Annotated in this window: 11 protein-coding genes; 5 read left to right on the top strand and 6 right to left on the bottom strand. The window is 67.6% G+C overall.

The window, feature by feature from the left end:
* Nucleotides 1-7 precede the first annotated feature (7 nt).
* On the top strand, nucleotides 8-1,204 hold the full coding sequence (locus ABQ039_RS15230; RefSeq protein WP_349777960.1) for a GAF domain-containing sensor histidine kinase: 1,197 nt from the start codon (nucleotides 8-10) through the stop codon (nucleotides 1,202-1,204).
* 535 nt (nucleotides 1,205-1,739) lie between these two features.
* Here ABQ039_RS15230 and ABQ039_RS15235 read toward each other — a convergent pair.
* Complete coding sequence (locus ABQ039_RS15235) at nucleotides 1,740-2,021, bottom strand: hypothetical protein (RefSeq protein WP_104576725.1); 282 nt, start codon at nucleotides 2,019-2,021, stop codon at nucleotides 1,740-1,742.
* Between the two features lie 279 nt (nucleotides 2,022-2,300).
* The gene (locus ABQ039_RS15240) at nucleotides 2,301-3,284 is read right to left on the bottom strand and encodes a LysR family transcriptional regulator (RefSeq protein ID WP_024938173.1); all 984 of its coding nucleotides are present in this window, start codon (nucleotides 3,282-3,284) and stop codon (nucleotides 2,301-2,303) included.
* A gap of 163 nt (nucleotides 3,285-3,447) precedes the next feature.
* Between ABQ039_RS15240 and cobA the strand changes: the two genes are divergently transcribed.
* From cobA to ABQ039_RS15260, 4 genes are all read left to right on the top strand, one after another.
* Complete coding sequence (gene cobA / locus ABQ039_RS15245) at nucleotides 3,448-4,653, top strand: uroporphyrinogen-III C-methyltransferase (protein ID WP_104576727.1); 1,206 nt, start codon at nucleotides 3,448-3,450, stop codon at nucleotides 4,651-4,653.
* 16 nt (nucleotides 4,654-4,669) lie between these two features.
* Nucleotides 4,670-5,629 (top strand): cysteine synthase A, encoded by a 960-nt coding sequence (gene cysK / locus ABQ039_RS15250; protein ID WP_016902280.1) that lies wholly within the window; start codon nucleotides 4,670-4,672, stop codon nucleotides 5,627-5,629.
* A 238-nt stretch (nucleotides 5,630-5,867) separates the two neighbouring features.
* Nucleotides 5,868-6,374: an isoprenylcysteine carboxylmethyltransferase family protein gene (locus ABQ039_RS15255; protein ID WP_349777959.1), complete on the top strand. Its 507-nt coding sequence runs from the start codon at nucleotides 5,868-5,870 to the stop codon at nucleotides 6,372-6,374.
* Nucleotides 6,375-6,571: 197 nt separating this feature from the next.
* Nucleotides 6,572-7,111 (top strand): O-acetyl-ADP-ribose deacetylase, encoded by a 540-nt coding sequence (locus tag ABQ039_RS15260; protein WP_024938170.1) that lies wholly within the window; start codon nucleotides 6,572-6,574, stop codon nucleotides 7,109-7,111.
* A gap of 162 nt (nucleotides 7,112-7,273) precedes the next feature.
* On the opposite strand, the gene ABQ039_RS15265 is transcribed toward ABQ039_RS15260, so the two are convergent.
* The 4 genes from ABQ039_RS15265 to ABQ039_RS15280 form a co-directional block, all read right to left on the bottom strand.
* Nucleotides 7,274-8,278 (bottom strand): class I fructose-bisphosphate aldolase, encoded by a 1,005-nt coding sequence (locus ABQ039_RS15265; protein WP_016902277.1) that lies wholly within the window; start codon nucleotides 8,276-8,278, stop codon nucleotides 7,274-7,276.
* Between the two features lie 292 nt (nucleotides 8,279-8,570).
* A complete protein-coding gene (pyk, locus tag ABQ039_RS15270; RefSeq protein ID WP_024938169.1) occupies nucleotides 8,571-10,037 on the bottom strand; it encodes a pyruvate kinase in 1,467 nt (488 codons plus the stop codon).
* Between the two features lie 343 nt (nucleotides 10,038-10,380).
* Entirely contained in the window at nucleotides 10,381-11,028 is a 648-nt protein-coding gene (locus ABQ039_RS15275; RefSeq protein WP_054592162.1) for an HAD family hydrolase, read from the bottom strand.
* Nucleotides 11,025-12,200 carry a phosphoglycerate kinase gene (locus ABQ039_RS15280; RefSeq protein ID WP_184608655.1) on the bottom strand — a complete coding sequence of 392 codons (1,176 nt, stop codon included), beginning with the start codon at nucleotides 12,198-12,200 and terminating at the stop codon, nucleotides 11,025-11,027. Before ABQ039_RS15280 ends, ABQ039_RS15275 begins: the two co-directional genes overlap by 4 nt.
* Between the last annotated feature and the right edge of the window lie 106 nt (nucleotides 12,201-12,306).

Raw genomic sequence — 12,306 nt, forward strand, 5'->3', positions numbered from 1 at the left:
CGCGCGCATGAGCACCGTCCTGTCCGACCCAGCGGCCGAGCCCCTTCCCTGTGCTGCCAAGCCGCCGAGCGAGGCATTGCGCCTTCAGGCGCTGCGCAGTTACGGCATTCTCGACACGCCGCGCGAGGCCGCCTTCGAGGACATCACCAGGCTGGCCTCGATCATCTGCCAGACGCCGATCGCGCTGATCAGCCTGGTGGATGCCGAGCGGCAGTGGTTCAAGAGCGAACTCGGCATGGGCGAGCGCGAGACGCCGCTGTTCAAGTCGATGTGCGCGCATGCGCTGCTCGACAGCGACGTGCTGGTGGTGCCGGACACCCGCGAGGATGTGCGCTTCTCGCGCAATCCGTTGGTGACCGGCGAGGCGCCGTTGCATTTCTATGCCGGCGCCGTGCTCAAGACCAGCGAAGGTCTGCCGCTGGGCACGGTTTGCGTGCTCGACCGCCAGCCGCGCCAGCTCAGTGCCGAACAGGTCGATGCGCTGCGCGCACTCGCACGCCAGACCATGGCACAGCTGGAACTGCGCCGCGCGCTGCAGGTGGCCGAAGAATCCGACCGCTACCGCAGTCGCCTGATGGCCATCGCCGGGCACGACCTGAAGACCCCGCTGCGCACCGCCGCCTACGCCATCGACAAGATGCGCCGGCATGCCAATGTCGATTCGGTGCCGACCCTGGTCACCGCGCGCGATGCGATCAATCTGGTGGCGCGCAACCTCGACGAGCTGGCCACCCTGGCGGCCGCCAGCGAGACCGCCACGCCGGATCTGCAACCGCTGGCGCTGGAAGATGTGCTGCATTCGGTGCTGGGTGTGTGGCGGCAACCGGCGATCGACAAGTGCCTGGCCTTGCGCCACGTGCCCACCTCGCTACGCGTGCGCAGCCATCCCACGCTGCTGACCACCTTGCTCGGCAATCTGATCGGCAACGCGGTCAAGTACACCGAACGCGGACGCGTGCTGGTCGGCGTCCGGCGTCGCCCCGGCCACGCGGTGGTGGAAATCATCGACAGCGGCATCGGCCTGAACCTGGACCACCCCGAACAGGTGTTCCAGGCCTTCCGCCAGGCCGACCCGCGCAGCGACGGGCTGGGCATCGGCCTGTGGATCGTGCACCGCACCGCCGAGACCCTGGGCTGCGAAGTGGATGTGCGCCCACGCCCGGGCGGCGGCACCTGCTTTTCGGTACGCATCCCGCTGGCCTGACCACCGCTCGGTAGCGCCGGGCCAGACCGAGTCAGCGCAGCAGGTGGGCGCTGCTTGCCGGCATTGCGCAGACCGGCAACGCCATGCAGCCGATGCCACGCAAAAAAAAGGCGGACCCGGGCTCCCGACCCGGATCCGCCGCCAAGCACGCCAGGTCTCTCCCCAGGGACCCGGGTGCGCCAGTCGCTCCATTGCGCAGCCTCGCGCAACGGTGGTGCGACAGCGCTAGCAACCGCTTGGCGACACCGACAGACAAACCAGCGATGCGATGTGCCGCATCGCCAGTCCTGCGCCGTCCACCCCTAGACGTCCGAGAGTGTCGCGTGATGGTTGCTATAAGGATTTACGACAGCGCAGCGCGCAACTTGATGCGGCCAGACCACCCCGCCGCCACGGCCCTGACAGCTGTAGGGAGAATCACCGACAGCGCGCATTTTGGCGAGCGCGCGCCGCTTCCCAAGTGATTGATAGAAGAAAGGTTTTCTAGAAAGCGGACGCTGCAGCGCAGCATTCCGATGTGCGTTCGCAGGCTGTCTCAGAGCCCGGAATCGTCCGCATCCTGGCGCGCGAACCAGTCCGCCGAATGCACCTCTTCCGCCGCAACCTCCAGCAGCTGGCGCAGCACCGCCAGCGGAATCTGCACCTGGGTGCCATCGGCCTGCAGTTCCACCCACAACGATTCGTCCCGGGAATCGGCCAGCACCGTCAGTACCGCATGCTCGCGGCCCTCGACGCGTGCCGACAGCTGCAAGGCCATGCCGCCGTCCTGGTCGGGCGACCATAGCCGGCTGAGGGGCGGACGCAGTGGCTCGGTCATCGGTGGCAGTGCCTCACAGTGGCGAACAGGGACCACGCGCGCAGCCGAGGGGAATCGGTACGCCCGGCGCGCAGGTCGCAGTGTACGGACAGTCGTCATCGATTCCGCACACTGACCGCCAGCATGACGCAGTTGCACGGTTGCTACGTGGACGTACTTGCGGCGTGTCCCATGCCGGTACGCGTGCAGGCGCCCCTCAGCGACCGAAGCCCTCTCGCAAACACCGCAGACGTCGTGAGCGAGCGTGCTCGAGGCGCGCTGCAATCTTCGGCAGGCAGCTCAGCTGGTAATGGTCTGGGTCAGCGATTCCCAGGTCGGCGGCAGCGGCCAGGCCGGGGCCTGGTTGCCGTCCAGCACGCGGCGCAGGTCGCGCTTGTCGATCTGCGGCGCCAGCACGTGCACCAGGTCCAGGGCGTAGTCACGCAACACGCGGTCGCGCGGCAGCACCGCCCAGGCGATGCACTCGGCGATCGGCGCCGGTGCCGGCCAGGCGCGCAGGTCCTCGTCGCTGGCGCTGACCGCCATCTCCGCCACCAGCCCGACGCCCAGCCCGGCACGCACATAGGTCTTGATCAGGTCTGCGTCCAGCGCGGTCAGCGCGATGCTCGGCTCCAGCCCGACCTGGGCGAATGCGCGCTGCAGCGACGAGCCCGGCCGCGTGGAGGATTCGTAGCTGATCAACGGGTGCTGCGACAACGCCTGCATGTCCGGCGCAGTGCGCGCCTGATCCAGCGCATGGCCGCGCGGCACGATCACCAGCCGGCGCCAGCGATACAGCGGCACCGCGATGCCGGCGCTCGGTTCGCCGCCGGCGGTGCTGACCACTGCGATATCCGCATCGCCCTGGCTGAGCAGATCCAGCGCCGCACTTTCGGCGGCCTGCTGCAGGTGCACGCTGACCTGCGGATAGGCGTGCTTGATCTGCGCCACCGCCGGCGGCAGCACGAAGCGCGCCTGGGTGTGGGTGGTGGTCAGGGTCAGCTGGCCCTGGCTCTCGCGGCGCTGGTTGGCCGCGTAGGTGCGGATGTTGTTGGCTTCCGACAGCACCGAGCGCGCGCGCTCGATCACTTCCACGCCGGCCGGCGTCACCGCATCCAGGCTGCGCCCCTTGCGCACGAACAGCAGAAAGCCCAGTTCGTCCTCCAGCTGCTTGAGCTGCTTGGACAGACCGGGCTGGGTCGCATGCACACGCGCGGCGGCGAGCGTGATATTGAGCTCGGCATCGGCGATGGCGACCAGATAGCGAAGTTGGGTCAGCGTCATGGGCTTATATCCAAAAAAGCGCGAGGCGCCACGAAGGACTCGACTGTAGAGGAGTTCTGCGGGCCAGCTTATAACCGAACGCTATTTTCAGGGTGTATGAAGTCATTTCCGACCGCTATATGCCGGCGTTACGGTCTGGCCCTCCCCTCTCGATGCGCTGGCCGTGCCCTCTGTGTTCCCGCTTCTTGCCGACCTGCGTGGCCGTGCCGTCCTGGTGATCGGCGGCGGCGCCGAGGCCGAGCACGCCACCGCCGCGCTGCTGCAGGCCGGCGCCGTCCCCTTGGTCGGCGCGCCGGAATTAAGCCCGCAACTGCGCGACTGGGCGCAGGCCGGGCGGCTGCGTTGGCTGGTGGGACGGTTCGAGCCGGCATGGCTGGAGCTGCCCGACCAACCGGTCTGGCTCACCATCGCCGCCAGCACCGCGCCGGACCTCAACGATGCCTTGCGTACTGCGGCCAGCGCACGCCGCCTGCTTACCCACGACGCCACGCCCGCCGCGTCGGCAGCGCCACCTGCACGGTCCCCGGCGCCACGCACCGCGGTCGGCCGGCTCTCCTCCGGCAGCGTGACCCTGGTCGGTGCCGGCCCCGGCGACCCCGGTCTGCTCACCCGGCATGCCGTGCGCGCGCTACGGCAGGCCGATGTGCTGCTCTACGATCGCCTGGTCAGCCCGCAGATCCTGCAACTGGCCCGACGCGACGCGCTGCGCGTGGAAGTCGGCAAGGCCGCCCAGGGCCACAGCACGCGCCAGGAGCAGATCCACGTACTGATGCGCGAGCACGCGCGCGCCGGGCGCCGCGTGGTGCGGCTCAAGGGCGGCGACCCGTTCGTGTTCGGCCGCGGCGGCGAAGAGCTGGAATTCCTGCGCGACCACGGCATCGGCTTCCAGGTCATTCCCGGCATCACCGCCGCGATCGCCTGCGCCGCCTATGCCGGCATTCCGCTCACCCACCGCGACCATGCGCAATCGCTGCGGTTGATCACCGCGCACTGCAAGGATTCGCTGGACACGCTGGACTGGCAGGCGCTTGGCCAGGAACGCCAGACCCTGGCGTTCTACATGGGCGTGGCCGGCCTGGACGGCATCCAGCAACGCCTGCTGCAGGCCGGCCGCGCACCCACCACCCCGTTCGCGCTGGTGGAAAACGGCTCGCGCCCACAGCAACGCGTGATCACCGGCACCCTCGCCAGCCTGGCCGCCACCGCGCAGCAGCACGCCGTGCGCGCCCCGGCGTTGCTGATCCTGGGCGAGGTCGCCGGGCTGGCCGCCAGCCTGCACTGGTTCGGCGCAGCGCCACTGACCGCGCAGCCGCCCCCGCACTCACCCATCGCAACGCCCGACGCGCTCACACTCGCCCACGCAGCCTGATTCCGACGGAGACCCCATGGCCCTGTACGACAACATCCTCGACACCATCGGCCGCACCCCGGTGGTCAAACTCAACCGGCTCGCGCCCGAGCACGTGACCCTGTACGTCAAGGTCGAGTCGTTCAATCCGGGCGGCTCGGTCAAGGACCGCCTGGCGCTGGCGATCATCCTCGATGCCGAACAGCGCGGCCTGCTCAAGCCCGGCGACACCATTGTCGAAGCCACCTCCGGCAATACCGGCGTAGCACTGGCGATGGTGGCCGCCGCGCGCGGCTACAAGTTCGTCGCCACCATGGTGGAAACCTTCTCGATCGAGCGCCGCAAGCTGATGCGCGCCTATGGCGCCAAGGTGATCCTGACCCCGGCGGCCGAGCGCGGCAGCGGCATGGTGCGCAAGGCCAGGGAGCTGGCCGAGCAGCATGGCTGGTTCCTGGCCAGCCAGTTCGCCAACCCGGCCAATCCGGCCTACCACCGCAACACCACCGCGGCCGAAATCCTGCGCGACTTCGCCGGCCACCGGCTGGACCATTTCGTCACCGGCTGGGGCACCGGCGGCACGCTCACCGGCGTAGGCGAAGTGCTGCGCGTGGCCCGCCCGGAAGTGCGCATCACCGCCACCGAACCGGCCGGCGCTGCGCTATTGCAGGGCCAGGACTGGAAGCCGCACAAGATCCAGGGCTGGACCCCGGACTTCGTGCCGGAAGTGCTCAACCGCGAGGTCGCCCACGAAGTGCTCAGCGTGGAAGACACCGACGCGATCAGCGTGGCGCGCCGCCTGGCCGCCGAAGAAGGCATCTTCACCGGCATCTCCGGCGGAGCCACCGTCGCCACCGCCTTGCGCGTGGCCGAAAGCGCGGTGCCCGGCGCGGTGGTGCTGGCGATGCTGCCGGATACCGGCGAGCGCTATTTCTCCACGCCGCTGTTTGCCGACATCAACGAAGGCTCCGACGACGACTGGCTGGCCGGTCTGCCCTGACCGATCACAGCGTTGGTTTGCACGCACAGGCCGCGCCCACAGCGCGGTCTGTGTGTTTGTGGTCGTCCAGTCATTGCGCAGCTGCCCGGTGTGCTGCCGCGTGCCGGCGCGCACATGCCAATGTCGCGGCACTACGCCTGCGTGGATTTTCGTTCGCGTGCGGCGGACTCCGGCGTGCGCATACTCCCCTCCGCGTCAAGGAAACGTTAGGATGGCGGCCGACACAGGGAGAACCGTCGTGAGCAACCGGCCGTATGGATACAGCGACACCCGCGTGTGGCGGGCGCCATGGCTGGTCAAGATCACCTCGCCTGCGCACTTCGCGCTTGCCCTGGGCGTGGGCGCCTGGCTGCAGAGCGCACTGCGGCTGCCATTGCCTGCACCGACGCCACTGGCCTGGATCGAGCTGGCCGGCGGTGTGATCGCCTGTCTGGGGCTGGCGCTGGCGGTGAGCTGCTTCATGCTGTTCGCGCGCCGGCGCACCACCATCATGCCCAGCGGCCATCCCTCACGGCTGGTGCTCGATGGCCCGTATCGCTTCACCCGCAACCCGATGTACCTGGCGCTGGTGCTCAGCTATGTGGGCCTGTGCCTGCAGCTAGGCCTGCTGTGGGCAGTCGTCTTGCTGCCGCTGCCCTGGCTGGCCCTGCAGCGGTATGTGATTCCATTCGAAGAGGCGCGTCTGCGCAACGAATTCGGCCGCCAATACATCGCCTATTGCGCACGCGTGCGGCGCTGGCTGTAAGTCGCCAATCGTGGCGACATCGCTGCTCGGCGATTGAGCGGATCGATCGCAGCCGTGGGTTCGCATGCTTCCGCCGCACGACCGCCACAGCCGTTCCCGGCAATCGCAGCAGATGAGATGAATGGGCGCTAGCGTGCCTGTTCCGCAACGCGCGCCCCATCACGCGTTCCTCATGCAAATCCCATAATTATCTCGCCATGAAGATCGAAGTCTGGCAAGGCGACATCACCGAACTCGACGTTGACGTCATCGTCAACGCCGCCAACGAATCACTGCTGGGCGGTGGCGGCGTGGATGGCGCCATCCACCGCGCTGCCGGCCCGCGCCTGCTGCAGGCCTGCGAGGCATTGCCGCAGGTGCGTCCTGGCGTGCGTTGCCCCACCGGCGAAATCCGCATCACCGACGGGTTCGATCTCAAGGCACGCCACGTATTTCATACCGTCGGCCCGGTGTGGCGCGACGGCAAGCACAACGAGCCGGAGCAACTGGCCAACTGCTACTGGCAGTCGTTGAAGCTGGCTGAGCAGATGATGCTGCATTCGATCGCGTTCCCGGCCATCAGCTGCGGCATCTATGGCTATCCGCTGTACCAGGCCGCGCGCATCGCCGTGACCGAAACGCGCGACTGGCAGCGCTCGCACAAGGTGCCCAAGCACATCGTGCTGGTGGCCTACAACGAGGCCACGTTCAAGGCCTACCAGCAGGCGCTGGCTGCGCAGGAAACCGCTGCCGCCTGACGCCTGTGCGAGGCAGAGGTTGGAGATGACGAGCGCCGCAAGGCGCTCGTTGCGTTTGGGGACTCATGCGGGCGCGTGGCAACCAACACAAACAAAAACGCCGGCATCGCTGCCGGCGTTTTCGCTAGGTGTGCTCCGGCCATGAAGCGGCCGGCCTGCCGATCAACCCTTCCACTTGCCCAGCGCGGCCAGGCCGTTTTCCTTGGCACGCTCATAGATGACCTGCTGCGCCTTGGCGAAGTTGCCGGTCATGTCCTTGGCCCACAGCTTCAGTGCGGCCTGCTGCATCGCGCGGCCGTACGAGAAGCTCAGCGGCCACGGCAGGTTGCCGAGCTGGTGCATCTCGTTGAGGTGCGCGGTGGACTGCTCGTCGGTCTGGCCGCCGGACAGGAACACGATGCCCGGCAGGATCGCCGGCACGGTCGACTTCAGGCACATCACGGTGGACTCGGCCACTTCCTCGACGCTGGCCTGCTCTTCGCAGCCCTTGCCGGAGATGACCATCGAGGCCTTCAGGATGGTGCCTTCGAGCACCACATTCTGCTCATACAGTGCGCCGAACAGCGAACGCAGCGTGGCTTCGGTGACCTCGTAGCAGGTCTCGATGTCGTGGTTGCCGTCCATGATCACTTCCGGCTCGACCATCGGCACCAGGCCCTGCTCCTGGCACAGCGCGGCATAACGCGCCAGCGCATGCGAGTTGGCCTCGATGCAGGTGCCGGACGGGATGTCCTCGCCAATGTTGATGACCGCACGCCACTTGGCGAAGCGTGCGCCCAGCGTGTAGTACTCCTCCAGACGCGCGCGCAGCCCGTCCAGGCCTTCGGTGACCAGCTCGCCCGGCATGCCGGCCAGCGGCTGCGCACCCTTGTCGACCTTGATGCCCGGGATGATGCCGTGGGCGGTCATGTACTCGGCGAACGGCACGCCGTCCTTGGTCTTCTGACGGATGGTCTCGTCGAACAGGATCGCGCCGGAGATGTAGTCGCTCAGCTTGGGCGTGGTCAGCAGCAGTTCGCGGTAGGCGCGACGGTTTTCTTCGATGTTCTCGATGCCGACGCTGGCAAAACGCTTGGCGATCGTGCTGGTCGATTCGTCGATGGCGATGATGCCCTTGCCCGGGGCGACCATGGCCTGGGCGGTTTCGGCAAGCTGTTCGATGCTCATGTAGTTCCTGTGGCAGCTGCGGGGGAGAACGAAAGTATAGCGACGAAAGTTGCAGACATTCCTTCACGGAATGCCTGCAACCGATTACACGTGTCCGGCATGGCGGATGTGTGGCGCGGCTCCCAGCGTGATGCGCACGCTGCGGGCTGCGTGCCCCGCAGGCGCACTCGCACCGCAGACCCTGTCCCGCACAGCACAACGGCGACCCGCAGGCCGCCGCTGTGTCTGTACGCAACGATGTGGATGCAGCGCGTGTGTCGACCGACGACGCACGCGCTGCGCAGGCCGTGCGTTACAGCTCGCCCAGACCGCTGGCGCGGCCGTCTTCGCCCACTTCCAGCAGACGCAGCGTGTTGGTGGCGCCGTGGGTTTCCATATGCTCGCCGCTGGTGAACACCACGCGGTCGCCAGGTCCCATGCGCTCGTTCTCCACCAGCAGGCGGATCGCCGCACGTGCGGCTTCGCGCGGGGTCAGGCCGCGGCTGTCGAAGCTGATCGGGAACACGCCACGCATCATCGCCATGTGGCGGCGCGCGCCATCGTGACGGGTGAAGGCGTAGATCGGCATGTTGGAACGGAAGCGCGACAGATACCGCGGCGTGCCGCCGGACTCGGTCAACGCGACCACGCCGGCCAGACCGATGTGCTCGGACAGGAACATGGTCGCCATCGCGATCGCCTGGTCGGCGCGCTGCAGATTGCGTTGCGCCGCTTCGAAGTCGGTGTCGAACTCGAACTGGCGCTCGGCGCCCAGACAGATGCGCGCCATCGCTTCCACCGCACGCACCGGGTAGGCACCGGCCGCGGTTTCGGCCGAGAGCATCACCGCGTCGGTACCGTCGATGACCGCATTGGCCACGTCCAGCACTTCGGCGCGGGTCGGGATCGGGCTTTCCACCATCGACTGCAGCATCTGCGTGGCGGTGATCACCACTTTGTTCTGCGCCAGCGACTCGCGGATGATCTTCTTCTGCAGGCCCGGCAATTCGGCATCGCCGATTTCCACGCCCAGATCGCCACGCGCCACCATCACCACGTCGGAGGCTTCGACGATCTCGACCAGGTTCTCGATCGCTTCGGTGCGCTCGATCTTGGACACCAGCGCGGCATCGCAGCCGTGCTGACGCGCGATACGGCGCGCGTCATTCATGTCTTCGGCGTTGCGGCAGAACGACACCGCGATGAAGTCCACGCCGATCTTGGCGACGATGCCGATCAGCTCCTTGTCGCGCTCGGTCAGCGCGCCCAGCGACAGGCCGCCGCCCTGCTTGTTCAGGCCCTTGCGATCGGACAGCACGCCGTCGTTGAGCACGGTGGTGACGATGCGCTGCCCCTGCACTTCGGCCACCTGCAGCTGCACCAGGCCATCGTCCAGCAGCAGCACGTCGCCGGCGGCGACGTCCTGCGGCAGGCCGAGGTAGCTGACGCCCACCTGGTGCTGGTCGCCCGCGGGCGCATTGGGGTCGGCCACCAGGTCGAAACGCTCGCCGGTAGTCAGCTTGACCTTGCCTTCGGCAAAGCGTTCGACGCGGATCTTCGGGCCCGGCAGGTCGGCCAGGATGCCGACTTCGGCACCGACGCGCACGGCCGCCGCGCGCACTTCGGCCGCGCGCTTGGCCTGGCCGGACGGGTCGCCATGGCTGAAGTTGAGGCGCACCACGTTGACGCCCGCCTTGAACAAGGCTTCCAGCACACCGGGCGGATCCGTCGCCGGTCCGAGCGTGGCGAGGATCTTGGTGCGGCGTTGACGTTCTTTCATGATGGCCTCCCTGTAAAAGCCGCGAAACTTAACACACGCGTCACCTACCGAGGATGGCATTGCGGCATAGCCACCCTCGTATTCCGGCATGTCCTAAAGACAGTGCGGGACAGTACGTACGCTTTCCGCAGCGCGCTGGCGCGTCGCGGGATGTTGCTGTGGGCTGCCACCCTAACGCGGCAGCGGTGAAGGTCCTACGGGTTGCAGCAGCGGTCAGATGACGGCGAGCGGTCGTCGCAGCGCGGATGCTGCAAGACCCTCACCGCATCCGCGTGCCGCCACCCAACGACGAGCGCCGGCTGCGCTCGCCTGGCGATGCGCGCAGCTGCTCTGTTTGTCACTCCTACGACTGGATCAAGGCGCGCAACCCGGCAGGCGTGTGCGCGATCGCGCCGGCACCGGCGGCACGCAGCTCGGCTTCGTCGCCGAATCCCCACAACACGCCGATGCTGTGGATGCCGTGGTGGTTGGCGCCATCGATGTCCATCCGACGGTCGCCGATCATCACGCAACCGGTCTTGGCGATGTCCAGCCGCCGCAGCGCTTCGGCGATCAGGTCCGGCTTGAAGCGGCGTTCGCCGTCTTCGCTGGCCCCGATCACGTTCTCGAAGCAGGCCCCGAACGGCAGATGCTCGACGATGCGGCGCGCGTAACGCTCGTTCTTGGAGGTCACCACCGCCAGGCGATGGCCGGCGCGGTGCAGGTCGACGACGACCTCACCGATACCGTCGAACACGCTCAGTTCGGTCCAGCCGACCGCGTCGTAACGCCCGCGATACGCCGCCAGTGCGCGCTGCACCAGCTCCGGATCGTCGGGAAAGCAGTCGGTGAAGCTGTCGCGCAGCGGCGGGCCGATCCACGCGCGCAGGGTCTGCGGCGACGGACGCGGCTGGCCCACCGCGTCGAAGGCGTGCACGATGCTGGCGACAATGCCCGGCTCCGAATCGACCAGGGTGCCGTCCAGATCGAAGAACAGCGTGGCTGCACTCACTTGCCGCGTGCCTCGAGCGCCGCCACCGCCGGCAAGGTCTTGCCTTCCAGGAATTCCAGGAAGGCGCCGCCGCCGGTGGAGATGTAGGTGACGTCCTTGGCGATGTCGTACTTGTCCACGGCCGCCAGGGTGTCGCCGCCACCGGCGATCGAGAACGCCTTGGAGCTGGCGATCGCACGCGCCAGCGTCTCGGTGCCATGACTGAAGGGCTCGAACTCGAATACGCCGACCGGCCCGTTCCACACCACGGTGCCGGCGCTGGCGATCAGCTCGGCGTAGCGCGCGGCGGTCTGCGGGCCGATGTCCAGAATCAGGTCGTCGGCCTCCACGGCGTCGAGCGCCTTCACCGTCGCTTCGGCATCGGGCAGGAACTGCTTGGCAACGACCACATCGGTGGGCAACGGAATCTCCGCACCGCGCAGCTTCGCATCGGCGACGATCTGATTGGCGGTGGGAATCAGATCCGGCTCGCTCAGGGACTTGCCGACGCCATGCCCGGCTGCGGCAATGAAGGTGTTGGCGATGCCGCCGCCGACGATCAGCTGGTCGACCTTGTTGACCAGGTTGGACAACAGCTCCAGCTTGGTGGACACCTTGCTGCCGGCCACGATCGCCAGCAGCGGCTTGGCCGGATTATCCAGCGCCTTGGCCAGCGCATCGAGTTCGGCCATCAACAGCGGACCACCGGCAGCCACTGGCGCAAAGCGAATCACCCCATGCGTGGAGGCCTGCGCGCGATGCGCGGTGCCGAAGGCGTCCATGACGAACACATCGCACAGCGCCGCGTACTTGCGTGACAGCGCCTCGTCGTCCTTGCCCTCGCCGACATTCATGCGGCAGTTCTCCAGCAGCACCACCTGGCCCGGCGCGACGTCCACGCCGTCGACCCAGTCGCGCACCAGCGGCACGTCCACGCCCAGCAGCGCAGTCAGGCGCGCGGCCACCGGCGCCAGCGAATCTTCTTCGCTCCAGCTGCCTTCCTTGGGCCGGCCCAGGTGCGAGGTGACCATCACTGCGGCGCCCTTTTCCAGCGCCAGCTTAATGGTGGGCACCGACGCGGTGATGCGCTGCTCGGAGGTGATCTGGCCGTTGTCGATAGGCACGTTGAGATCCTGGCGGATCAGCACGCGCTTGCCGGAGAGATCGAGGTCGGTCATGCGGACGATGGACATGGGGTCAGCTCGCTAGGTCTGGGGATTGGGGAATCGGGATTGGGGAATCGAAAAAGCAGCCGGTAGACGTGGCGCCGATGCCTGGGCGCTGCGCGGATGGATGGCT

Source organism: Xanthomonas sp. WHRI 6108 (assembly GCF_040202385.2).
Taxonomy (GTDB): Bacteria; Pseudomonadota; Gammaproteobacteria; order Xanthomonadales; family Xanthomonadaceae; genus Xanthomonas; species Xanthomonas arboricola.